This window comes from Hominimerdicola alba 8 (assembly GCF_000178155.2).
Classification (GTDB): Bacteria; Bacillota; Clostridia; order Oscillospirales; family Ruminococcaceae; genus Hominimerdicola; species Hominimerdicola alba_C.
Genome location: NZ_ADKM02000110.1, coordinates 1 through 25,924, shown reverse-complemented (window position 1 = coordinate 25,924; position 25,924 = coordinate 1). Strand labels below are relative to the sequence as shown.

The following is a 25,924-nucleotide window of genomic DNA, read 5'->3' as shown; positions in this document are numbered from 1 at the left end:
TTTATAATGAATACTTTTGTAGGAAAACTGACACCGAAAAATGTGCGCATCGGCATAACAGTCGCGCGATTTAACGAGTTCATCACATCAAAACTGCTGGGCGGCGCTGAAGATACGCTTATCCGTCACGGAGTATCGCCCGATATGATAGATGTTGCATGGGTACCGGGTGCTTTTGAGATACCTCTCATCGCAAAGAAAATGGCACAGTCGGGCAAGTACGATGCCGTTATATGTCTGGGCGCTGTCATAAGGGGAAGCACCTCCCATTACGACCTTGTATGTAACGAAGCCGCAAAAGGCATAGCGCAGGTATCCCTTGAAACAGGCGTGCCTGTCATGTTCGGCGTGATAACCACCGAGAATATCGAGCAGGCGATAGAACGCGCAGGCTCAAAAGCAGGCAACAAGGGCAGCGAGTGTGCTGAGGGCGCTATCGAGATGATAGACCTTATCCGTGAGATAGAGCGCTGAAAACCGATATATATATATAAGAAAAAGCGGTCACCCGTCAGGATGACCGCCTTTTCGTCTATGGAAATCTTTTTACAGCGCTCCAACTCTTTAAATTCACAAGATCAGGTCGTTAAACCTTTGATATCTGGTCTGTGTGACCTGATCCTGTCTGAATTTTAATGCTTAACGCTGTAAAACAACAGCATCACTCAGCCAGCAGTTCTTCTACCGTCATATCAGGCTTTTCAGCCATTCTCTCCAGCAGAGCCACATACAGGTCACGTACCTTAAGTGCCGTCGCATCTGTTATCACGCTCTCGTTGTACTGGAAGATGCCGTACATGCCGCGTGCATTCTCGCTGACAGCCAGCTGCAACTTCGTCATGCAGCCGTCCTTGCTTATGGGTTCAAGCGAAAGTTTCAGATCTTCAAATGACAGTTCCTCGCTCTTGTAATTCTGGAATGCCATGAAGAATTCGCCCCAGTCGTTCATGCTTCTCGGTGCTTCACCGCGTATCTCTTCCAGCAGCGGGGTAAGGTGGTATTCCTGATTATCCTGTATATTTCGGATATCTTCATTCAGCCTGTGCATCTCGTCACCCAGCTTTGCACCTCTGTCGAGTTTTGTGCGCACTATCACCAGCTTTGCAAGGCAGCCCATTATCTGCTGATATGCAGGTTCTCGCCTGTTGGCAAGCACCGACAGACTGAACAGGTCATCGCGCTGTATCAGCTTTGCCACCATCACCTGGAATGCGTAAAGAGTAAAGATGTACGGCGTTACCTTGAACTGACGGCTGACTGTGCGGATCTTCTGTGCCAGTTCTTCGCTTATGGGGAACACCAGATTTTTACCGACAGCCTTTTCAGTCGTCACACCTGTGTCGCCGTCAGGGAAATAGCGAGGGGTGAAGTCGATGCCCTTAAGGTATCTCTCCCAGAAAGCACGCTGCTGCAAGCCCTTTTCCGAAGTCGGAAAAGCCGCCTGATAAAGCGAGTTCTCACGGAAATCGTGCGGCATCTTTATCAGTTCGCCGCCGCGATAATAGTGGTTTATCTGCCCCAGCATCACACCCAGCGATGAACCATCGGAATTTATGTGGTTGAGCGCCAGATACAGTATCGAATACTTATCGGTCACACGCAGCAGACGGAAGTCAACAGCGGGCTTATCCTTTATCGGCACTGTAACATTAGCCGCCTTGTTCACCAGTTCGCGGCAGTATGCAAGCCGTTCCTCGTCAGACTCCCCTTCCGCTTCTATCACAGGCAGTTTATAGTCTGTGTGCGGCAGAACTCTCTGTGTAAGACCGTCATCGCTTATGACAGTCCTCAGACTGTCGTTGGTGCGTATCAGCATATCCAGCGCCTTTTCAAGACGGCTTATATCCACATCGCCCTCCAAGCCTATCGCCATGCAGAGATTCCAGCCTGAATTGTTCGGATATTCCTTTATGCCATCAAATATCATGCGCTGGGTTTGGTTTGTTTCAAACGGCGCATCTTCGGGTATGTCCTGTATCTCGACCTTTTCAGCCTCTTCCGATGCTTCGTCTGCGGCAGAAGGCTGTGCTTCTGCGGCTATCTCCATAAGGTATTCGCAGAATTCCTCAACGGTAGCATGGTCGTAAACATCATCAAAGTCAACTTCTATACCCCATCTGTTCTTTACCTCTTCTATCATCATCATGCCTGTCAGAGAATTACCTCCGCAGTCAAAGAAATCGTCCTGCGCAGTTATCTCCTCTTCCAGCACTTCTGTCCACAGCGCCAGCATCTTCTCACGGAATTCCTCTATGCTGCCTGTCGCTTCTTTCTGCTGTGCTTCTTCCTCTTCTATATTGTCAACTATGCCCAGCATAGAGAACTTGTGCTTAGGATATATCCAGTGCTTTACCTTGCTGAAAACATATGTGGGCGCACTGGTCTTGTAGTATTCATTCGCATCAAACAGCATATCCCATTTTACATTGCCGCCTGCAGCGTAGTATTCGCAGATAAAACTCTCAGCGCTCTTTGATACATATCCAAGCGCGATACAAGCATCATTTTCGGGCATTCCTGCGGGTATCTCCCCCATAAATACCGCTGTCAGCTTTTCGCTGCCGCTCAGTTCAGTCAGCTTGTTTACCGCTGCGGCTGACTTGTCTGCATACGCAGATGCAAATTTTTCAGCAGTTTCAGCGAAGTCTGCGCCGCTGTCATTCTGCGCCTGTGCCGCCACAAATTTGCCGAAGTCATCTGCGATAAGGTAATCATAGCTGAATCCCGCCTTCAAAAGCCTCCACAGTGCCTCTGTCTTTTCTGCCAGCATCTCAGCTGTAAGACCCTCAGGCTGCATCAGCACAAGGGCAGTCTTACGTTCATCAGTCTGCTTCACAGCGGCTTTTTCCAGTGAGGAAGCTATCTCATCAGCCGAGTTTCCGCTGACACAGATACGGTATACATAGTCGTCGCGCCCTGTGTCCATAGTATAAACAATGTTGCCGATATTGTCACTGTGCCGGCGAATGAATGCCGCTGTCTGCGCCGCCATCTCTTTCAGCGAATTTTCGTCCTTAGCGCTGAGTTTCAGCACCATTTCTCCCTTTTCTCCCAGAATATGTTCTTCTCTGTCATTTTCCATAACGACATGCGCATTAGTGCCGCTGAAACCGAATGAATTTATGCCGACGATACGGCGCTTGCCTTTCTCCCAGTGATGTACCTCCTGCAAAGGCTGTAAGCGCATGTGCTCAAAATCTATGTAGGGATTTGGTGTTTCAAAATTCGCCAGCGGATATGTAACGCCCTTGTCGAACTGCACAGCGCATTTCAGCACCGCCGCGATGCCTGCCGAAGCCGCCAGATGTCCTGTGCTGGATTTCATTGCCGAAAGCCATACCTTTTCGCCGCCGTCAGCCGATGTTTTCAGACTGTTCTCAATGCTCTCCGCCTCTATCGGGTCACCTATCAGCGTACCTGTGCCGTGTGCTTCAAACTCTGTTATATCACTGCCGCTCACATTACCTCTGCGCCACGCTTCAAGTATAGCGTCCTGCTGACCCGCCACACTGGGCGCTGTCAGACTGCTTCCGCGCGAGCCGTCACAGTTAATGGCACTGCCGCGCACGATACCGTATATGTGGTCGTGATCTCTGCGTGCCGCGTCCAGCGATTTGAGCAGTACAAAACCGCCGCCTTCACCCATGCCTGTGCCCTGTGCCCTCGCATCAAATGAATAACTCCTGCCGCCGCCCGATATTACACCGAGATTGTTGAAATCCTTGTCATCAAAGCAAGGAATATAGATGTTTACAGTAAGTCCGCCTATCAGCGCAAGTTCGCACTCGCCCGATACTATCTTCATGCAGGCTTCGTGCATGCCCACCAGCGATGACGAGCAAGCCGAGTCCACCGTAACATTCGGACCGCGCAGGTCGAGATAATAACATATCTTGCCCGCAGTCAGCGATTTCAGATTTCCTGTGTATGCCGCCGCCGACTCCTGACCGCACAGCAGTTTGTACTCGTTTTCACTGCTTGAATAATAAACACAGCAGTTCTTGCCGCGAAAACTCTCCAGCGAATAACCTGCATCGAGTATGGCTTCTGCCGCCATTTCAAGGCTCATGCGCTGTTCTATGCACATTACATCAGCTTCCATCGAAGATATGTTGAAGAAGCGGTGGTCAAAATACTCAATATCGTCTATATAACCGACCTCAAGGTAATTGGTGTCAGGGTCGAGTTTGAGCAGTTCCATACGGCTCTGCGGAACTTTGCGTATGCAGTCCCTTTTTTCACTGAGATTACGATGCAGTTCATCAGCATTTTTCGCCTGCGGTAAACGCATGCTCATTCCGATTACAGCAATATCTTTATAATTCATCTACTAACTCCTTTACAAATAATATACAGTCGAACGTAACCACCATGTCGGGCACACATGTGTGCATCTTATAGCGATCCAACTATTTAAATTCACAAGATCCGGTCGCTAAAGCTCGGATCTATGGGTTTTGTGACCGGATCTTGTCTGAATTTTAAGGCGGATCGCTATAGATCTCTTCCCGCTTTTACGGCAGAAGAAATACCGAGCCACAGCGTTTACGTTCGTCCGAAAAGATCAAATGTCGAATGTCTTTGCCGAAACAGCGGGTCTTGCCGCCGCGCTGTTCTCGCTTATTATTCTTGACAGCTGACGAACTGTCGGGTTCTCGAACAGGTCAACGACCGTCAGTTCTGTCTTGAATTTCTCATTTATTCGGCTTACAAGGTTTATGCTCTTGAGCGAGTTGCCGCCAACCTCAAAGAACCTGTCATCGTCAGACAGCTTGTCGATCTTCAGCGTCTTTATCCATATGTGTTTCAGTTCTTCACATATACCCGACATATCGTCCGCATCACCGCCGCCGACTGCCGCACCTTTCTCGATGGCTTTGTCAGTCAGCTGACGAACTGTGGGGTTCTCGAACAGGTCAACAACTGTCAGGTCTGTGCCGAACTCCTCATTTATGCGGCTGACAAGGTTTATGCTCTTAAGCGAATTTCCGCCGACCTCAAAGAACCTGTCATCGTCTGCAAGCGCATCTATCTTCAGCGTCTTTATCCATATATTGCGCATTTTCTCCGCAGCCGACGCTCTGCCGCCCGAAACTGCCGCTGCATCTACCTTTCCCGACAGAACAGCGCCCTTGCTGTCTGCGCGGAAACCGCTCGTGCCTGTGTGTACATTTACCGACTTTAGTATCTGATAGTTGTGGTCGTTAAGTCCGTACATCACCGCCGATGGTTTGACAGAAAACAGCTTCACCAGATATTCCGCGCTCTTTTCGCCCCTCAGTGTGTCAAATCCCAGCCTTTCACTGAGCAGGTAGTTCTCTTCGGGTTCGCCGCTGCTCATGCCGATGTCATGCCACTTGCTGCTTGCCGCGACCGTGAACTGCGGGTCGCTTGCAAATCGGTAGAACTGTGCCGATGATACCGCGCTGTAACCTCCGAATGAATATCCGCCGAACACCGCTGTTATGCTGGAAAGTATGAAAATATGCGTTTCCTTGCTGTGCGAAGCATATCCCGCCAGTTCATCAACAGCGTTGCGGCGCACCGTCATCGACTGCTTTATGCTCTCTTTGTTCTGATTGCGTATCAGATGCTTTTCGGGGCTTTCCCAGTGTGATACCGCACCTGCATCGCCAGTAAAGTTCACGATATTGTCTATCGTGCCCGACTCGGCTTCTATCGCATCAAGCACCTCCGTCAGCCTGCCGCTGACAGATATATCACAGCTGAGATATTTTGCAGGGCGTATCGCCGTCAGCTTTTCATAGACAGCCGCTTTAGCGCTGTTTGCCGAAAGTTCTCCCCTTCCCAGCAGATAGTAATCACCGCCGCAGTTTTTCATCAGATATTCGCAGAACAGCGAGCCGACACCGCCCAGTGCGCCCAAAATAACAGTGGTCTTTCCCTCCCATGTCTTTTTCCAGTCGCTCTGAGTATCGGGCATGTATGCCGAAAGCTGTTCTGTCTTACGCACACCGCCGTCAAAAAATACCGTCCTGTTCTGCTGATAGCGGTTCTCGCGTGCGCTGAACTCGGATACTATCTGTTCTTCCGCAGTTTTCTCATCTGCCACAGCCAGCACAGTATGTACCCACGCTTCCTCCAGCGGCAGTGCCGCCAGATATCCTTTGACAAGCGCCCACTTTTCGGTATCATATGAGGGCATTCTCACCAACAGCACTGTGTCCCTGCGGTCATCGCAGAGTTTCTTTGCTATGGCTGAGATCTCTGCCATAATATCCTCTGCGGAAACGTCATCAGACGGCACGAAATACAGCTTTTCAGGCAGTTCTTCGGGCAGTTCGCCGCTCTGTGTGAACTTAAGATACGACTCCGCTCCCGATATTCCCGCAGGCGCAGACTTTCGTTCCAGCGTGAACATGCAAGCCTTGATACCTGCCCCCGATACCGAACGCTGACCCGATATCTCATGCGCCTGATACTTCTTGACCAGCAGTTTCTTGTCTATCTTTCCGATGGCGGTACGCGGCATCTGCTCTTCTTCCAGCGCCACATATTCATCTGCAAATATGCTGAACTGACGCATCAGCACGTTCTGCATCTGCTTTGTTATCCCGTCAAGGTCATCTCTGACGGCATCAGTTTTTGTAAAGCATATCAGCACTCTGTCGTTGACATTCTCTTCGTCACGCACACCACAGCACGCAACACCGCCCGACATTATGCCGTCCAGCTCCTCAAGCGCTTTTTCGACCTCAAGGCAGGTTATGTTCACACCGTTTACTATGACGATATCCTTGTTTCGTCCTGTAATGACTATCTCGCCGTCAATGACAGATGCAAAGTCGCCCGTATCGAACCAGCCGCCATCAACAAAGCATTTGCGGTTCTCTTCCTCGTTTCGGAAATATCCTCGATTTATAGTTTCACCCGCAACTAACAGCCTGCCTATCGCTCCCTGCGGCACAGCGTTTCCCTTTTCATCGGCTATGATGGCTTTCACGCCGTCATTCGGCGTACCCACAGTTACAGAATTTCGGTAGACTATCTGCCCGAAACGGTCTGAGAAAAGTATGCCCGAACTTGTTTCGGTCATGCCCCACGAAGGCTTCATGGCACTGTATGCAAGACCTTTCTGTTCCAGCGTTTTCAGGAAAAGGTCGCAGGCTGTGAAGTTTATAGCCTCGCCGCCGTTGAGTATGAATTTGCAGCAGCTCAGGTCAACATCAAGTGCGGGTATCTTATCCTGTTCTTCCATCACCAGACCGTATGCGAAGTTAGGTGCCCATGTGCGGCTCACGCGGTAGCGGTCGATGAGTTTCAGCCATTTCAGCGGGTCGGTCAGTATCTCGGCAGTTTCCACCTGTATCTGCGATGCGTGGTCGTATACATCAAGTATGTGGTACATTACCAGTCCGCCCACATGGTCAAGGGGCATCCAGTTGAGTGAAACTTCCTTATCATCAAAACCGTATCGCTGTGAAGTTCCCTGTGAACGCTTGATGATATTGTGGTGATCCAGCATTACTCCCTTAGGTACACCCGTACTGCCCGATGTGAACAGCATCACCGCAATGTCATGTTCGTCCACATCTTCACATATGTACGAACCCTTTTTGCCGCCGCCGTAAAGTTCAGAGGGTCTGAGCATCTTTCTCACGCACAGCGGTTCGGTCTGTGCCGCAAACTTCTCCATGCCTGCTGTTTCCTTGTCGCCCGCGATGATGTAAGCATCTTCCAGCAGTCTGCAAACGTTCCATACCTTGTTGGTTGCGGCATCGTTCAGACGGTATTCAAGCCCCTGAGGAAGTCCCAGCGGTATCGCCACTATTCCTGCCAGCTGACAACCCCAGAATATCGTGATGCAGTCATACAGGTCTGACATCTGCAACACCGCAAAACTGCCCTTTTTCAAGCCCATCGCATTGAGAGATGCGGCGGCAGTACGCGCATTTTCAAGCAGCTGTGCATATGTCATCTCGCGCTCAGCACCGCCGTACTGCACTGTGCGTATCGTGTTCTTCATCAGTTCAGCAGGCGCTTTCAGCAGAATGTCAGCAAGGGTGTGATATGGTATTTCCGCCAGCGGCGCACCCTCCATGTATGAAGGCGGCGCATCGTTATCGACCGCTTCGCTCTTCTCTGCCGAACTCTTCTTTTCAGTGTCCTGCCATATCCATTTCTGACGGTGTTCCTCGCTTCTTGCAAACTGTACAGCGCCGTTTTTGCGGAATGCTTCTTCCTGCTGTGCCATCACAGCAAACTGTCTGCGCACCTGCGCATCATCTATAAATCCCACTGAGAACGCATGTATGAATATCACAGGGCTGTCAGTGTACGCACTCACTGTTTCGAGCATATCCTCAGTCGGTATGCTGTCACTGCTCACATATGATATCATCAGGCAGTTATCTTCGATATCAGCATCAAAACAAGCATGACTGAACCGTTCTTCCAGCTTTTTGGAAATTTTCTTCGCATAAGCCGAAGACCTCTCCGCGAACCATGCCTTATGTTCTGCGGCGGCGCTTTCAGCAGACATCTGCACATCAGCCAGCATCGCATCTATCACATCTAAGAATGTGTCCCTGACAGCATTTGCAGTTTCTTCCGAGAACAGTTCTTTCCTGTATACAAATCCCGCCTGATATATATGCTCCCTTTCCATTACACCGCATATCAGGTCAAACTGTACCTTCCTGCTCTCATCAGGTATCTCCATGCTTATATCATCGCCCGCATACTGCGCCTGATTGCCGAATACGCTCTCGCTCTCAAGGTTGAACATCACCTGATAAAGCGGCGTTATGCGGGGATCTCTGTCTTCGCACACCATGTCCACCACGCGGTTGAACGGCAATGACTGATGCGCCAGCCCCTCCCTGACAGTCTTGTGTGTACCGCGCAGATGTGTCAGCATATACTCGTCATTAAACGACATGCGCACCGCTATGGTGTTGGCAAAACAGCCTACCGTCCTCTGGAATTCTTCCTTTACACGGTTGAAAACAGGCGTGCCTACCACTACTTCACTCTGACCGCTCGCCGCAGACATCGCCAGCCCGAAAGCAGTCAGCAGATAGCTGAACACCGATACCTGCGCCTGCTTTGCAGCATTGCGTATCTTCTCACTGCGCTCAGCCCCCAGATCAGCCACAGCAGTCGCGCTGTCGTTAGAACCGTTTTTCGCATCTTTGCCGTCCTTTGGCAGATGTATGCGCTGTACACAGCCGTTCAGCTGTTCTTTCCAGTAATCGCGGTCAGCCGAAAAGACTGCCGCTTTCTGCCAGCGGATAAAATCATAATAACTGCCGCCGCTCTGTTCCGTGAAACTGCCGCGCTCACATATCTCGGCACACAGCGTCCTCAGCCTGCCGCATATCAGTCCCACCGACCAGTTATCCGCAAACATATGGTGTACAGCTGTTATCAGCTTTTTGCGTTTGCCATCGCTTATCAGCGTAAAGCGCACAGGCACCGCGCGGTTCAGGTCAAATGGTGTCACCTGCTGATGCGCCAGCTGTTCAGCACAGCTTTTCTCCCAGATGGCACCGTCCGTTTCAACAGTCGTCAGCGGAAGTTCGTCCTGCTTCATTATGCACTGATATATCCTGTCCCCTGCTTCCATTACCACCGCACGCAGCATAGTCTGCTCGCTGTAAAGCTGTCTTAACGCTTTTATAATGACCTCATCGCTGTACTTTTCGCCAAATCCCATAGCAAATACGATATTGTAATAAGGGTCATTCGGTGAACTGCGGTAGAGAAAATACATTCTCTCCTGCTCTTCCGACAGCGGATATATCTGATACTTCTCCGCGTCCTGCTCTATCAATGCCATGAACCTCTGACGCTTTTCGGGTGTCAGATCTTTTATTTTATCAAGGATCTCATTCATAGTCAACAACCTCCTTATCGTCTTTTACGATATAAGATCCAACAGATCTTCTACAGTCATATCCTGCTTTGGTCCGTTATCTTCACCGACCGTATCAGACTTCACTTCTCCGATGCGTTCGGTGATATCATTCAAAAGTTCGCCTGTGGTGTCGTAGGCAAACAGGTCGATAGATGCACAGCTGACACCGTACCTTGCTTCTATCTTCGAGCAAACTATCACAAATGTCAGCGAGTCAAGCCCTGTTGCCTCAATGTCATCTTCGGGTGAGAAACTGCATCCCGTCACCTCTGTGATGATGTCCGTCACAGCCTGCATCGGCGTTACATTTTCCGCACTCTCCGATGAAGCCTGCGCCGTTTCGGAAGTTTCCTCTTCGCCTGCAAACAGGTCGTATTCGGTGTCTGCAAAACAGTATTTCGGCAGAGATATGATGTGCACATCAGCATCGGTCGCCCTCTCAGCCGTTATCACGCCCCCCGCAAGGAACGTGTCTGCCGCCTTTTCAAGTTCGTCAGCCGTGAAAGCCGTGAGCGTGTACTCCTTTTCATCTGCCTCTCCGACAGCCTCATACGGCTTGACCGTTATACTGCCGCCCTTGTTTTCAGCAACAAGTATGCTCCTGCAAGCCATCGCTCTCCTGCCCGCACAAAGGGTGTACGCCGCATTCTGCCACTGTTCGGGGTGTCCGCCTGCCCATTCTGCAAACTTTTCTTCATACGTTTTAAGCGAATTTTCAGTCATCGCTGACAGGAAGAACAGCATCTTCTCCTGCGGTTCACCGACTTTTTCTTCTTTTGGGCAAGCCTGCAATACCATGTGTACATTGTTCCCGCCGATGCCGAAACTGCTTACCCCCGCCGTCAGAGGATATTCAGGGTGTCTGCCCTCAAGTGATATGCACTCGCGGTTAAGCACAAATCCGCCTTCTTCAGCCGCTTTGCTGACATGTTCACTGTTCACCACAGGCGGAACTGTCCTGTTTTTCAGCACCAGTGCCGTCTTTACCAGCCCCGCAATGCCTGCCGCATAGTTCAGGTGTCCGATGTTGTTCTTCACCGCCCCCAGTATCAGCTTTTGTTCAGGCTTGAAAATGCGCCGCAAAGCACCAAGTTCCACCATGTCGCCCAGCTTTGTGGCAGTGCCGTGTGTTTCCACCATGTCTACCTGTTCGGGCTTTATCTCGGCTGACTGCAAAGCATCGCTTACCGTTCTGAACTCTGCTGTGCGGCTCGGTGCTGAAAATCCCATCTTCACACTGCCGTCATTCCTAAGCGCACTGCCCTTTATTACAGCATATATGCGGTCATGGTCGCGCACCGCATCTTCATAGCGTTTCAGCACCACCACAGCCGCTCCGTCACCGGGTATACAGCCGCTCGCGTCCTCCGAAAAAGCCCTGCCGCGACCGTCAGCAGATGTTATGCCGCCGTCCATGTAAGCGTAATACCTGTTCTGCGGCGAAAGATTCACCGCCCCCGCCAGCATCACATCAGCTTCGCCGCTTTCAAGGAAACCGCAAGCCAGATGCGCCGCCGCCAGACCCGTTGCACATGTGGCGCGAAGCTGTACGACAGGTCCCTGAAAGTTCAGCTTGTAAGCCGTTCTGGTGGCAAGTGATGCACCGAGATACATCTTTGCCGTTTCCCTCTCTATGCCCGTAAGCCCCGTCTGATAATAGCGGCGATAAGCATACTCGTTTTCCTTAGCACCGCACACCAGTCCTATCCGGTCATCATTCTCACCCACCGTGATGCCCGCGTCCTCCATCGCATGGTGCGCCATCATCATCATGTATCTCTCCTGAGGGTCGGTTTCCATAGCATCGCGCTCACCCATGCCGAAAAATTCCGCATCGAACCGATACATGCCGTCAATACTGCCGAATGCGTTTATCTTCATGTATCCCTCACACTGCACAGGTCCTCCTGTCCTTGTGATAGTATCTTTGCCCGCACAGAGATTCTCCCAGTATTTTTCCACGCTGTCCGCACCCGGAAAAACACCCGCCATACCTACGATAGCAATATTCATTTTACCGCTCCTTTCAGCCCTGAGATGTACTCAGCCGTCTTTTTCGCACTGGATAGTTCCATAAGATCCATCGGGTCTATTGGCACACCGAATTCTCTCTCCATCAGCTTTCCCATCTTGTAAAGTTTCAGCGAATTACCGCCAACATCAAAGAAATTGTCCGCAGGCTTTATATCCTGCCGCCCCAGCAGACGCGCCCATATCCCGATGACCTGTGAAGTCATGTCCTGCGCCGCATTTTCCTGCTGAGGTCTTTCCTGCACACCGCCCTCAGCTTTGCCGAAATGCTCGCGGCATATCTCTTTCAGCTTTGCAAGATCGGTCTTGCCCCTCTCGGTAACAGGCAGTTTTTCAAGTTCAAGATACTGCGCGGGAAGCATGTATGTCGGCAGAGTTCCCGCAAGTACTTCCTTTATCTTCGATACCTCAGTTTCGCCCTCTGCGGTGTAGCAGAGTGTCAGCTTTTCATCTTCAAATATCACCGCCGCCGACTTTATGCCGCTGACAGCTTCTGCCGCCGCCGCTATCTCACCTGTTTCGATGCGGTAGCCGTTCAGCTTTATCTGCGTGTCTATCCTGCCGAAATAGTGTACCGCACCGTCAGCATCTATGCTGCACAGATCACCGCTTCGGTAGTATCTTTCATTCTCATACATCACGAATTTTTCCGCCGTAAGTTCGGGGCGGTCAAGATACCCCTCAGCTGTGCCGATACCGCCGATGTACAGTTCACCTTGTTCGCCTGCCGCACATCTTCTGCCATCGTTGCCCACAGTCAGCACCTTTTTGCCGCCGATGGGTCTGCCAATGGGCACAGCCGCCGCGCTGTCTGCCAGTTCATCAGCCGTGACCTGATGGCAGGTGGTCACACTGGTGCATTCTGTCGGACCGTATACGTTCAGCACACGTATGCCCTTCACCGCACCGCAAAGCGCAGCCAGCGGCTTTTTGCGGAATGCCTCACCGCCCGACATGATACAGCGCAAAGTTTTCATCCCGCTGTAATTATCAGCGGCGGCTTCTTCTGCAAGCAGTTCAAGCAGAGCGGGTGTCGCGTTTATATGTGTCGGCTGATGCTTTGAGATATAGCTGTAAAGCGCAGCTATATCCATCGGGCGCTCAATGTTCATAAGCAGCCCCGCACCCACCATCATCGGTGAAAAGATGTTCTTCACCGACGCATCAAAGCACAGCGCGTTCAGCGAAAGCACTCTGCTGTCCGCTGTAAGCCCCGTTACCTCAATGTTCCAGCGGCAGAGGTTCATCAGCCACTTCTGACGTATCATCACGCCCTTAGGCTTGCCTGTCGTGCCCGATGTGTATATGACATAACAGGGGCTTTCGGGATCGTCTGAAACTTCACCGCTGTATGCGGCGTTCTCATCGCCGCATATCCTTTCTATCTCTTCCCGCGTAAAGCGATACACAGCCTTGCTGTCACTCAGCATGAAGTTTTTTCTCTCTTCGGGGTACTGCGGCGGCAGCGGCAGATAAGCACAGCCGCTTGTGACTATCGCCATCACAGCCACCCAGAAGTCGGCGCAGTTGAAGGTATCTATCCCGACGACCTGCCCCGCCTTTATCCCCTCAGCTTTCAGATAAGCACGCAGCCTGCCCATGCGGACATCTGCCTGCTGATATGTCAGACTGCACACCTCGTCCGATACAGCACAGCTTGTGCTGTATCGGCTGACAGCTTCCTGCCAGTGTGCGCCAACGGTCGAATTTTCTGTTATTTTCATATTATCCCTCTGTTTCGTTATCAATAAAGCCAAGCAGATAACTCCTGAACTCTTCTGCAAGTTTCTCTGCACTCTCAGCTGTCATGTACGAACTCTTGTAAGTAAGCTGCAACAACGGCTTTGAGTTTATAAGTTCGGCATAAAGTCCGAAGTTGTGCTGCATCCTGTTCTTGACATAATCAAGCGCACCGAATTTCGGCTCCTTGTCCTCCTGCGCCTCTTCCTCGTTCTCTTCAATGTAATTGAAATGCAGGTCAAACGGCAGATGCTTTTTCGTGCTGTCTACCTTCTCCGTTATCAGTTCAAAGGGCAGTACCGAATGTGTCATCGTTTCGGGTATCATGTGCTTGTCATGAGCGAATGCCTCGCTTATATCCTCCGCCTTTTCACTGACAAATACCGTTTCGTGTACCAGCAGACCCGCCGTGTCGTCCATGCCCATGAAATTGCGCACCGACACAGGACTGCCTACCGCTATCCGCTGTTTGCCCGTTATCTTGTGCAAGAACTGCGTCAGCAGTGTAAAGAAGCCCACATACCTCGTTACATGGTGCTTGTCAAAACTGCGCATCAACCGTCCGAACTCTTCGCTGTCAAGCCTGACATCTGCCGTCATGCCCACTTCCGAATGTGTGTCTGCCTTCACAGAACCCGGCATCGCAGTTTCCGTCACACCCTCAAGTGCATCTCTCCAGAACTTTTCGCTCTCTTCGGGCAGTTCGTGACTGCTCTCCCAAGCCGCATAGTCGCAGAAGCGTATCGGATTTGCCTCCTCTGCCTTTTCGCCTGCTGTCAGCCTGAAATATTCTTCACGCACCGTATGCAGTATCAGCCTGAACGTTGCCTGGTCGCATATTATGTGGTGCATCGAGATGATGAACAGATACCTGTCCTCACCTGTCACCCACAGCCTGAACTGCGCTAAATGCTTGTCCTCCAGCGTGATGTGCAGTGCTTTCAGCTTTTCAAGTTCGTTTCCAAGCTGTTCCTCTGCCACCACCTGCGTCATCAGCGGTATACTTCCATCAGTCCTCACATTCATCACAGGGTCAAAATTGTCGTCCTCACCGAACTCTGTCCTCAGTACATCATAGCGCTTCACCGCACGCTGTACCGCTTCACCAAACATTTCAGTGTTCAGCTTTCCTGTTATCTCACACATGCCCGTCAGCGTGAACAGGTTGTCTTTCTCAAACATCTCGTGCAGCCAGATGCCCTCCTGCGCACAGGATATCCTGCCTGTATACTCAGTGCCTTCCGGCAGACCCTCCTGATGCTGACGTTCTATCTGCGGCATTGCGGAAACCTTTTCTCCGCCGTTACCCAGCTTTTGCAGTATAGCCAAGAATTCGGGCGCTTCAAATATATCCGTCAGACTGAACGCACAGCCGAACTCCGCTTCAACACGCTTGCAGAACACTATCGCAGACAGCGAATCGCCGCCCGCCAAAAAGAAACTGTCCTCCATCGTTATGTCATCATGCCCCAGCACCTCGCCCGCCAGACTAAGCAGTTTACGCGCCTGCGGGGTCAGCACCCTGTTTTTGCTCTCCCTGTTACGTTCAGGTTCGGGCAGCTGTTTTCGGTCTATCTTGCCCGTCCTGCTGAGGGGCAGTGCTTCCAGCCGCATGAACGCCTTCGGTATCATGTAAACGGGCAGTGAGTCTGCCAGCACTGCACGCAGTTCGGCATCATCATATTCCCTGTCACAAACATAGTAGCCCCATATCTGTGTCCTGTCGGGCGATACTGCCGCCGCTGCCGCCGTAACACCCTCCATCTCACAGAGAGCGCGTTCTATCTCCGCCAGTTCTATTCGCTTGCCGTTTATCTTTATCTGCAAGTCATCTCTGCCCATGAATTCGATCTCGCCGTCGGGCATATACCGTCCCAGATCGCCTGTGCAGTACATGCGCCTGCCCTGTTCGTCATAAGTGTATTTCTGTGAAGTTGCTTTCATATCGTTGCAGTAACCTGCTGTCACGCCCACACCTGTGCAGTACATCATGCCCGTAACACCCGCAGGAACTATCCGCATATTCTCGTCACGGATAGTGTACCTGTTGTTCGCGATCGGTCTGCCGTAAGGTATCTTGCCCTTTGAAAAGTCCTCAGGCTTGATGATGTGGTATATGTTCCACAGAGTAGTTTCTGTAGGACCTCCCACCGATACCGGCATCGCTTTCGGCATCTTCTCGGATAATTTCTGCATCAGCGGCACAGGCAGATAATCACCGCCCGTGAACAGCCTGCGTATACTGCTTATTTTATCGACTTTCTCCTGTTCCATCACCTTGTCCAGCATTTGCAGCATTGCAGGCACCGAATTCCATACCGTCACCTTCTCACGCTTTATGCAGTCCAGCCAGCAAACAGGGTCTTTTATATTCTTCTCCGCAGGCATCACTATCCTGCCGCCTGCCAGTATCATGCCGAACAGGTCGAACATCGACATGTCATGCGCCAGATTTGTCAGCGCCAGCACCGCATCATCACTGCCTATCTCAAACTTTTTCAGCGTGTAGTCGATGGCGTTGCGCACACCTCTCTGCGGCACCATCACTGCCTTAGGCTGCCCCGTTGAACCCGATGTGTGTATGATGGTCAGCAGGTCATCACCCGCAAAGTCACAGTATGTTATCTCACTGTCATCTGCTTCTCTGTCAAGTTCTGACGGCAATTCCACTGCATCTTCATACACATCTCCGCGCCCGCTCTCAGCAAATATGAACCTGCATCCTGTGTTCTTCATGCAGTATGCCAGCCTTTGCGCAGGCACCTCAGCTTCAAAAGGCACATATACTGCACCCAGCATCACAGCCGCCAGTGTGCATATCACCTGTTCAGCCGACTTGCCCAGCGCCACCGCGATGCGGTCACCTGCTTTAACGCCCGCTTTGCACATCATGTCCATCTTAGCCCGCACCATAGCCGCTGTCTGAGAGTATGTGAAATGCTCACCGTCTGCGGCAAGCAGTTCGCGTTCTTTGTTTTTGGTGAACGACTCAGCTATCCTCGCCTGAATGCTCTTTGAAGCTATGGGCATCTCATCGATGACTGCCCGCGACATTATCTTTCTGTCCCTCTCAGGAAGTTCTATCTCCTGACGCTTGTCCCATACCGAATAGTCAGCCGCCAGTCTTTCAAGCATCTCACTCTCGATACTTGTCATGTCGTCTATCATATCCTCATCGAACAAGCCTTTGGGTATGTTCCAGTTCATGGTCATCTCACCGTTGAGTATACGCACATCTATGTCTATCCATATCTGACTGGTCAGCGTTTCATCAAACAGTGTCACAAAATGCTTTCGCTCAGTCTGCTCATAGTCTGTCAGTGTCGAGAATACCACAGGCACCAGCGCACTTCCGTAATTGTTCTTCGACTTGTAGACCTCTCTCAGCACCTCCACACCGCTGAACGCACTGTTCTCGCTGGCTTCTATTATCTGTTCATAATTTCTCATGCAGGTCTGTATGAATGTTTCTTCGGGACGGCTCTCCACCTCTACCAGCATGAAAGTCGCGCATTCGCCCAGCGTTTTCTCTATGCCTTTCAGTCCGGCAGGTCTGTCAGTCTGCGGTATGCTCAGCAGGAAGCGCTTTTTGCGGTCCCAGCGTGCTATGACCTCCGAGAATACCGTGAACAGCACTGCAAATCCCGTGACGCCCCTGCGCTCAGCCTCCGCCTTGATGCGGTACCAGCTTTCCATGCTTATTTTGCAGGGTTTTACCACGCCCTGCGCAAGCCCCAGTTTGTCGGGATCCTGTTTCAGCGGCAGTTCGACCGCATCAGGCATGTTCTCTATCCTCTTCTGCCAGTAACGCTTTGCCTTTTCATATTCTGATGTTGTCTTCTGATGCACCTTGTACATCACATAATCTCTGAATGTCACATCTATCTCAGGCAGAACAGTGTCCTCGTCCTCATACAGCGCTTCCAGTTCATTATAAAGCAGAGTGTATCCCGCGCCGTCGATTATCAGCGTGTCAAAATATATCTGCAAAAGCGCATGGCTGTCGCCCAGCAGGTCAACATGTATCCTCACCAGCGGTATCTCGTCAAGGTCGAGTTTCCACAGCATCATCGTCCTCCTGACATAACTCAGATAGCGCTGTCTGAATTTCTCCGACCTCCCCCGCAGGTCAATGACGGGTATCTCGAAATCAGGCACATCAGGTTCTATATGCTGTGTGTTGTCGTAAGATATCACATCTCTCAGCACTCCATGACGCTTTATCAGTCTGCGTACCACTCTAAGCAGTTTTTCATGGTCGTAATCCCTGCACTCCGCTTCGATATAGCCGTGTGTCACAACGTTCAGCGACATCGTGTTCTTTCTGCCCACAAGGTACGCCTGCTGTAATTCTGTCAGCGGGAAAGGTTCGCTCTCGTCCGCACCGTTTTTCGATGGCAGAACAAATCCGTCCCCATCTTCCTCAGCCGCCGCTGTACCGCCCTGACCTTTCAGATACTCTGCCAGTTCCCTGAGCGATGAATGTTTGAAGAACTCCGCCAGCCCAATGTCAACACCATACTGTTCTTTCAGCGCAAATGTGAACTGTATCGCTTTCAGCGAATTTCCGCCCGCTATCAGGAACGGATCATCGGGGTCGTAACTGCTGTTTGAAGTATACTGATCGTATAACTCTTTCAGCTTTCTCTCCTCAGCCGTCAGCCCTGCCGACTGCACACCGCTCTCCTCACGCATCTCGCGTGCCTTTTCAAGCAGTGCGCGGCGGTCGGTCTTGCCGTTTGCTGTCAGCGGAAGTCTGTCCATCTTCACGAATGCCGCAGGCATCATGTATTCGGGCAATTCACGCAGTATCGCATCGCGCATGACCTCTCTCGATACCTCGCCCGATGCACAGTAAAATGCAGTTATCCTCTTCTCCTGAATGTCACCTATCACTTCGCAGGCGGTCACTTTCTCACAGCGCTGTATAACTGCGGCTATCTCCTCAGTTTCTATGCGCTTGCCGTTTATCTTTATCTGCGCATCATCTCTGCCCATGAACTTAATGCTTCCGTCAGGCAGATAACAGCCCAAGTCACCCGTGTTGTAAAGCCTTTCGCCTGTTATCGGGTCAGCCGCAAATTTCTCAGCCGTCAGCGCTTCATCACCAAGATACCCCTGCGATACACCGATGCCGCCCGCGTACAGATATCCCGTCACACCCACAGCTACAGACTGTCTGTCCTTGTCAAATATATAGTACCTGTTTCCGTCGATAGGCTTTCCGTAGGGTATAAAGCCCGCTTCGATATCTTCTTCGGTGATGTCGTGGTATATGTTCCAGAGTGTCGTTTCGGTAGGTCCGCCCACGCTGACAGCCCTGCACCCGCTGAAAGTGCCAAACAGGAACTTCACCAGCGTCGGGCGCACATAGTCACCGCCGTGAAAGAACAGCCTCAGCGGAAGTTCGGGCTTTATCCCCCTCTGCTGAACATATATCATGAACATCTCCATCAGCGCAGGTACAGAGTTCCATACAGTCACTCTCTCCTGTTCCATAAGCGCCAGCCAGTGCATGGGGTCTTTGCGCTTCTCATGGGTGGGCATGACTATCTTGCCGCCTGTGAACAGCATTCCGAATACATCGAACATCGACATATCATGTGCCAGATTTGTAACAGCCATCGCCGCATCTGCCGCTGTTACATCATACCTCTTCACCGTGAACATCACAGCATTCTGTAAAGAGCCGTGTTCTATGCACACAGCTTTCGGCATGCCTGTTGAACCCGATGTGTGTATCACTGCTATGCGGTCGTGTTCACCGCGTCTGACAGGCTCGAAAACTTCCGCGCTGTCAGCTGTCTCAGCAGGGCGTATGACCGTAATGCCCGCAGGTATCTGCGCATCGGTGTCACAGAAAACTATCTTCGCACCGCTGTTCTCAAGGCATCTGCGAAGCCTTTCTGCGGGTATGTCCTCCTCCAGCGGCATGTAGGGTATCCCGCTGTATACGCACGCGACGACTGCTGTTATCTGCTCGATGCTCTTGCGCATAAGTATGCAGACAGGTCTTTCGCCATCAGCACCCGCCGACTTCAACGCGGCACAGTAAGAATACATCTTCTTCATCAGTTCAGCATAAGTGATGCTTCTGTCCTCCTGCGCAACAGCTGTGCGCTCCGCATTTTTCAGCATGCTGTCCCTCAGCAGAGTCGCAGTGTCACAGTACTCCTGCGGCGCTCCTGTATCGGAAACTTTTCTGAAAAATTCCTGCTCCCTTACAGGTACGGGAGCGTACTGCACTTCCTCCCAGCCGCAGTTTTCTTCTGTCAGCTTCCTCACAAACGCCCCGACAGTTTCGGTCAGCCCGTCGATCATCTCAGCATCGAACAGTTCGCTTATGTAGTTTACCAGCAGGCTGACTTCGCCGCCCACACGGTCAAGTACCAGTTCAAGCGGTATATTGCTCGAATGTGACTCCATATAAACTTTCTTAAAGGCGGTAAGCTGTGTTTCACTGCCCAGCAGTGATGTCATCACCACCGATACCACTCCGCTTCCCAGCGTACTGCTCTCTTTTGCAGAATCATGCAGTATCTCAGTTCCCTTGTAAAGCGAATGGCTCTTCTTTTCGAGAAGCTGTTTCTGATTTTCGCGAAGCATCTGCAAAAACGGACGCGGCGTGCCGTCAAATGCAAAATAGATAAAGTTTGAGAACACTCCCGCAGTCTGTGCAAACTCACCGCTTTCAGGCCGTATCGACTCAGGCAGACAAAGCAGATATCTGCTGTTCCTAGTCAGTCGTTTCAGCGCCAGCCCAACGACCGTCAGCATGACCGTAAATGCTGTCACACCGTTTCTCTTTGCGCGTTCTTCCAGCCTGTGCCACTCTTCTTCCGTGAAAGCGGCGCGTCGCTGTTCAGCCGTAACTCTTCCGCTGTAATCTTTCAGCGGAAGTTCCAGCACGTTCGGGAGCGCCTTGCGCTCTTTCTCCCAGTAAGCCGCATCTTCCGCATATGCCTCAGTATCGGTCAGCTTTTGCAGATATTTCACATAACTGCCAAAATGCGCCTTTTCTTCGTCAGGCAGTGTGCGCCTGCCGCTGTAGATATCATCAAGCTCACCCAGCATCAGCGCTATGCTGTGTCCGTCCGCTGTCATGGCATCGAAATACAGCTGTATCCTCGCTGAACCGTCACCGCGCAACAGCGCACGCACTTTCAGCTGCGGCGGACAATTGGGGTCGAACTGTTCTGCCAGCATTTTCTTTCTTGATGTTTCTATCCCGCTTTCATCTTCAAGAACTTCTTCGTCCACGACCACCTCCGCACTGTCCATGACAGTCTGCGTGCCGTCCTCATTGAAAACTGTGCGCAGTATATCGTGATACCTTACTATCTCCTTCACCGCCGATGCGAACTTCGCGCTGTCATATCCGCCGCATTCCAGTTCAACATAACCCGCCGTAGGCAGTATAGAACCGTCCTCAGCATACTTCCTGTCAAAGAAATATGAAAGCTGCATCTCGGTCATTTCATAGTGCTTGTCATTAGTTTCCTCGATCAGCACAGAAGTACTGTTCCCTCGCTTTTCTTCCACAGCCATTGCAAGCCCTCTTACGGTAGATGCCGAAATAAATTCCGCCGCCGAAAGCTGTATACCGCATATCTCAGCTATCTGCTGTATCATCATAGTCATACCGAATGAGTCGCCGCCCTGATCGTAAAAATCAGCATCAGGTTCGGCAGACTGCCCCAGCTGTTCCGACATGATATTCAATATGCACTTTTCAAGTGCGTCCAGACCATAGCTGTCTTCCTGCTGTTCTTTTGTACTTGTCATTTCCTGATATTCTCTTATCTGCGTGGGACGGTCTTTCTTGCCGTTCGGCAGTCGGTGGAGTTCTTCCACAACACATATGACCGCAGGCACCATGTACGCAGGCAGATGCTTTTTCAGATGCCCCCTCAGTACCTCAGCGACTTCTTCGGGCGCACCGCTGCTTTCCGCAAACAGCATTATGGAATTTTGCTTGTACAGCCCCGCTATGGCGGCACTGACCTCTTCCAGTTTTTCAGCCTGATTTTCTATCTCTTCCAGTTCCACACGGTTGCCGTGTATCTTCACCATGTTGTCATTGCGCCCGCAGAACCATAACTCACCATCCACGCGCTTTACGATATCCCCTGTGCAGAACGCTATGCGCCCGTCTGCCAGCACCACTCTCCTTGACTGCGATATGTCCTGATATTCATTTATCATCGGCGCTTCAAACAGATACAGCATACCTGCCGTACCGTCATTCACTTCAGCCATATCCTCGTCCAGAATAACATACTCGATACCGTCTATCGGCGTGCCGACAGAGTTCACTTCGCTCCTGTCCTCAGTCCCGCACAGATGCGCTGTGATGTATCCCGTTGTTTCAGTCATGCCGTAAATGTTCCAGATCTGTGCCTTATACCGCGAAATAAAACTGTCTGACAGCTTTCTGCTCAGCACCTCACCGCCGCACATCACCACGCGCACAGCCGCAAAAACTTCGTCTGCATCTCTTCTTTTCATAAGTGCTTCCAGCACCGATGGCACAGCAGGCAGTACCGTGATACCGTAACGCTTCATATATCCCGCCAGACTTGCGATGTCGCGGCTTTCATCTTCACCGACTGCCACCACAGTGCCGCCGTTCAGCAAAGGCATGTATATCTCGTATATCGAGAACGCAAAGTTTACCGCCGCCTTGAAAAGCACCCTGTCATTTTCACGGTAGGCTATCTTATGCTGACAGCTCTCAAGTTCTGCCAGCAAAGCGTTCCCGCTTGTCACCACGCCCTTAGGTGTCCCGGTTGAACCCGATGTGAACAGCATATAAGCCGCATCTTTGTGTTCGCCGGCTTCTATGCCCGTTTTTTCAACACCGCTGTCTGTTATAAGATAACTGCACCCCGCAGTCTTTATGATGCTGTCTACCCTTTCGCGCGGGTATGATGCACTCTGCGGCACATAGACCGCACCTGTTTTCAGCAGTGCCAGCAGAGTTATTATAAGCCTGTCACTGCGCTCACGGTATACCGCCACCGTGTCCTTATCGGATATGCCCTGTTCTGCCAGTTCGGCTGCATATCCCTCTGCGGCGGCTATCAGTTCACCGTAAGTATAGCTTCGCCCCTCTGCGATGACAGCAGTCTTTTCCCTGTGCTTTTCTGCTGACAAACGTATAGCTTCGTAAATACCTGACATGTTAATTATCCTCTACTTTCATGCAGTTGTTTATTATCTCGCATATCTCTTCGATATGCTCTTTCAGGAAGAAATGATTGCCGCTGTATGTGATTATCTGCGGCTCTTTCTCACAGAAACGCCCCCACTGTCCCAGCGCCGCTGCGGGTACATACGGGTCTTCCGTCCCCGAAAATATCGTAACAGGGCAGGGCATCTTCCAGTCACCGCCGAAACGGTAAGTTTCTATAAGTTCAAAATCCGCCTTTATTACTGGCAGGAAGAATTTGTAGAATTCGGGATACTTCATCAGTTCAGATGTTATGCTCTCATATCCTTTCAGCTTCTCACAGAATTCATCGTCCGAAAGCATGTGTATCTTCTCGCACTCGCCTATCATATCGGGCGGAACAGCACCGCACAAAAAGATGTGCTTCGGCATCTGCATGTTTTTCTCTGCCAGCTTTTTTGCGACCTCGTAGGCTATCATACTGCCCATGCTGTGCCCGATGAACGCCGTGTTCTCAGTCAGCAGAGGTGCTATCTCTTCAACTATCTTGTCTATCACAACGCTCATAACACGCTGTAAAGGCTCATCTATCCTGCTTTCGCGTCCCGGAAGCTGTATAGGGAATACCTCCGCATCTTCTTCAAGATATTTGAACCACCTCGAATAAAACAGCGCACTTCCTCCCGCATACGGAAAACAAAACAGCCTCATCGACGGCGTGTCTGATGTCTTCTGATACTGTATCCACCGCGTATTCAGCGCCGTACCTGCATTCTTGTTATATCCCATAATTCTTTTACCTCCTCATTTGACTTAATTGATAATATGTCATAGTTAGTGTATGCTAACCAATATACGTAACATTAGTATATTCCAAATTTTTCTAGTGTTTATCTTCCGTGAACGCCGCACTGAAAATCACTTCTGAAAACGATACCATCACTTGAACCGACCTCAGCACATCGTCACATCGACCAAATATCACCTCCACCGTTCGTACAATCATATGATTTTTATTTTGATTTAGACATATTTTATTAAAAGTTGTACAAAAACGTACAACTTTTGCCCGCTTTTGACTGTTTGTAGGAGAGTATGCACGCTGTTCACCGCCCTTATCGGAACTACGGTACGACTATCTGCGGGAATACTCCTGTACTCCCCGCAGCAGCTTGAAAACGTACCTGCCACATCAGACGAAGAACTCTCGCACCCCACCGCCTCCGCCCACGCCAAAGTGCATAAGAGGGACAGACGCCGAAACGCGGTGTAATGACGAAGTTTAAAAGCGCAAGACCCTGTACGGGCACTTCCCGACCGTTCCGACATCTGCCGTGAACGGTACTTCATATCAATGTTCCAAACAGATATTCAGCCCGCATAGTCATACGGATAATTTCCTCTCATTTTACATATTTTACTTCCTGAAAATGGTTATTTCCACCCTGTATAGGCTAAAAAAGGTATAAAAACAGGCGGCGCTCATCTTCCCGCGCATAAAGCGCCGAAAGATAACGTCACCACTATATTTCCGTTTCACCCGCAAAGCAGTTTTGTGACTACCCTGCTGTAACCGTCATCGGCGTATATCTCGCTGATACCCCCATCATGCACGAAAAAACATCTGCTGCACAGCATATCAAGCAGTTCCATATCGTGTGTGATGACGAATACCGCCTTGCCCCGCTGTGAAAGTTCGCGTATCCTGTCGCGCACCTGTATCATCGACTGATAGTCAAGCCCGCTGGTGGGTTCATCAAATAAATACACCGACTTATCCTGCATCAGCCCCGCCGCGATCGCCAACCGCTGCTTCTGCCCGCCCGAAAGCGCCATCGGGTGACTTTCACGCCACTTTGTCAGCTGCATATCAGCAAGCACCTTTTCGGCTTTTGCTTCATCTGCATCATCGGATGATATCATACATTCATCGATCACGCTCTCGCCAAAAAGCTGAAAATTCACATCCTGCATGACTATGCACGAATGCTGCCGCAGCTGCTTGTCAGAACAGTTCTTACCGCCTGTCAGAAATCTCCCGCCCGATGGTCTTTGCAGCCCGCATATCAGCCTGAACAGTGTCGATTTTCCCGCACCGTTCCTGCCTGTTACGCCGATGATGTCACCCGCATATGCCCTGAAAAACAGCCCGCTGAGTACCTTGTGTTTTCCGTAAGCGGCTGATATATTTTTCGCGCATAGCAGTTCTTCGCCCCGCGCAGGCTTCTGTGATGCCGTCAGAGGTCTGCTTGCAAGCTGACGCAGTCCCAGTGATATGCGAGTATCTTCATTCATCGCGAAGAAATCTTTTCCCGACATTCGCTGTACTATCCTGCCGCTTTGCATTATACATACTGTGTCCGCAAGTTCCCGCAGGAAAGACAGTCGGTGTTCTGCAATGACAATGGTCTTGCCCTGTGATCTTAGTACAGCAAGTATCTTCTGCATGGTGACTATCGCAGCAGGGTCAAGGTTCGCGGTGGGTTCGTCCAAAACCAGAACATCGGGGTCATTCATGCAGGCAGATGCTATGGCAAGTATCTGCTTTTCACCGCCCGACATTTCGTAAATGCTTCGCCCGCGCAAATGTTCTATCCCGAAAAGTTCGGTCAGTTGTTCCATGCGCGCACGTATCTCAGCTGACGGGCGACCTGCGTTCTCCATAGCGAATGCCAGTTCGCTGTCCGAGTCAAGGTTGAAAAACTGCGACTTAGGATTCTGGAAAACACTGCCTGTCCGCCTTGATAGTTCGTACATCGGCGTGTCATCAACAGCAGCTCCCCCGACAGTGACCACGCCCGAGATCTTGCCGTCTGTTACATGTGGTATCATGCCGTTTATCGTCCTTAGGAGCGTTGATTTTCCGCACCCGCTTACACCGCACAGCAACACTGTTTCGCCCTGCCCGATTTCAAGCGTGATATCTTTCAGCACCGCTTCTCCCTGTTCGGGGTAGCTGAATTTCAGCCCTTGAATTCTTATCATGCCACCGCCGCCTTTCGGGGATATATTATGAAAGCATTTTGCGAAAGAAATTTCGGACTGCCCGAAAATTCATCATCGGCAGCATGTGGTATCATGCCGTTTATCGTCCTTAGGAG

General features: G+C 50.9%; 8 protein-coding genes. 1 reads left to right on the top strand and 7 read right to left on the bottom strand.

All coding sequences use genetic code 11. From position 1 onward, the window contains the following. The first annotated feature begins 6 nt into the window (after positions 1–6). A complete protein-coding gene (gene ribH, locus CUS_RS13080) occupies positions 7–474 on the top strand; it encodes a 6,7-dimethyl-8-ribityllumazine synthase (protein ID WP_002851472.1) in 468 nt (155 codons plus the stop codon). A gap of 187 nt (positions 475–661) precedes the next feature. On the opposite strand, the gene CUS_RS18730 is transcribed toward ribH, so the two are convergent. From CUS_RS18730 to CUS_RS13045, 7 genes are all read right to left on the bottom strand, one after another. Beyond that, complete coding sequence (locus CUS_RS18730; RefSeq protein WP_002851534.1) at positions 662–4,327, bottom strand: beta-ketoacyl synthase N-terminal-like domain-containing protein; 3,666 nt, start codon at positions 4,325–4,327, stop codon at positions 662–664. A 237-nt stretch (positions 4,328–4,564) separates the two neighbouring features. After that, complete coding sequence (locus tag CUS_RS13070; RefSeq protein ID WP_002851476.1) at positions 4,565–9,859, bottom strand: SDR family NAD(P)-dependent oxidoreductase; 5,295 nt, start codon at positions 9,857–9,859, stop codon at positions 4,565–4,567. A gap of 24 nt (positions 9,860–9,883) precedes the next feature. Then, a complete protein-coding gene (locus CUS_RS13065) occupies positions 9,884–11,893 on the bottom strand; it encodes a type I polyketide synthase (protein ID WP_002851515.1) in 2,010 nt (669 codons plus the stop codon). Continuing rightward, on the bottom strand, positions 11,890–13,635 hold the full coding sequence (locus CUS_RS13060) for a non-ribosomal peptide synthetase (RefSeq protein ID WP_002851533.1): 1,746 nt from the start codon (positions 13,633–13,635) through the stop codon (positions 11,890–11,892). The genes CUS_RS13065 and CUS_RS13060 overlap by 4 nt, the downstream gene beginning before the upstream one ends. A gap of 1 nt (position 13,636) precedes the next feature. Then, positions 13,637–22,834: a non-ribosomal peptide synthetase gene (locus CUS_RS13055; RefSeq protein WP_002851544.1), complete on the bottom strand. Its 9,198-nt coding sequence runs from the start codon at positions 22,832–22,834 to the stop codon at positions 13,637–13,639. Position 22,835: 1 nt separating this feature from the next. Beyond that, positions 22,836–23,612, bottom strand: coding sequence for a thioesterase II family protein (locus CUS_RS13050; protein WP_002851536.1), 777 nt, complete (start codon positions 23,610–23,612; stop codon positions 22,836–22,838). Positions 23,613–24,359: 747 nt separating this feature from the next. After that, the gene (locus tag CUS_RS13045) at positions 24,360–25,808 is read right to left on the bottom strand and encodes an ABC transporter ATP-binding protein (protein WP_002851487.1); all 1,449 of its coding nucleotides are present in this window, start codon (positions 25,806–25,808) and stop codon (positions 24,360–24,362) included. Positions 25,809–25,924: the final 116 nt, after the last annotated feature.

What these genes read in the sequence shown, in the direction of transcription:
- ribH (WP_002851472.1), top strand. Translation starts at nt 7, where the DNA reads ATGAATACTTTTGTAGGAAAACTGACACCGAAAAATGTGCGCATCGGC.
- CUS_RS18730 (WP_002851534.1), bottom strand. Translation starts at nt 4,327, where the DNA reads ATGAATTATAAAGATATTGCTGTAATCGGAATGAGCATGCGTTTACCG.
- CUS_RS13070 (WP_002851476.1), bottom strand. Translation starts at nt 9,859, where the DNA reads ATGAATGAGATCCTTGATAAAATAAAAGATCTGACACCCGAAAAGCGT.
- CUS_RS13065 (WP_002851515.1), bottom strand. Translation starts at nt 11,893, where the DNA reads ATGAATATTGCTATCGTAGGTATGGCGGGTGTTTTTCCGGGTGCGGAC.
- CUS_RS13060 (WP_002851533.1), bottom strand. Translation starts at nt 13,635, where the DNA reads ATGAAAATAACAGAAAATTCGACCGTTGGCGCACACTGGCAGGAAGCT.
- CUS_RS13055 (WP_002851544.1), bottom strand. Translation starts at nt 22,834, where the DNA reads ATGTCAGGTATTTACGAAGCTATACGTTTGTCAGCAGAAAAGCACAGG.
- CUS_RS13050 (WP_002851536.1), bottom strand. Translation starts at nt 23,612, where the DNA reads ATGGGATATAACAAGAATGCAGGTACGGCGCTGAATACGCGGTGGATA.
- CUS_RS13045 (WP_002851487.1), bottom strand. Translation starts at nt 25,808, where the DNA reads ATGATAAGAATTCAAGGGCTGAAATTCAGCTACCCCGAACAGGGAGAA.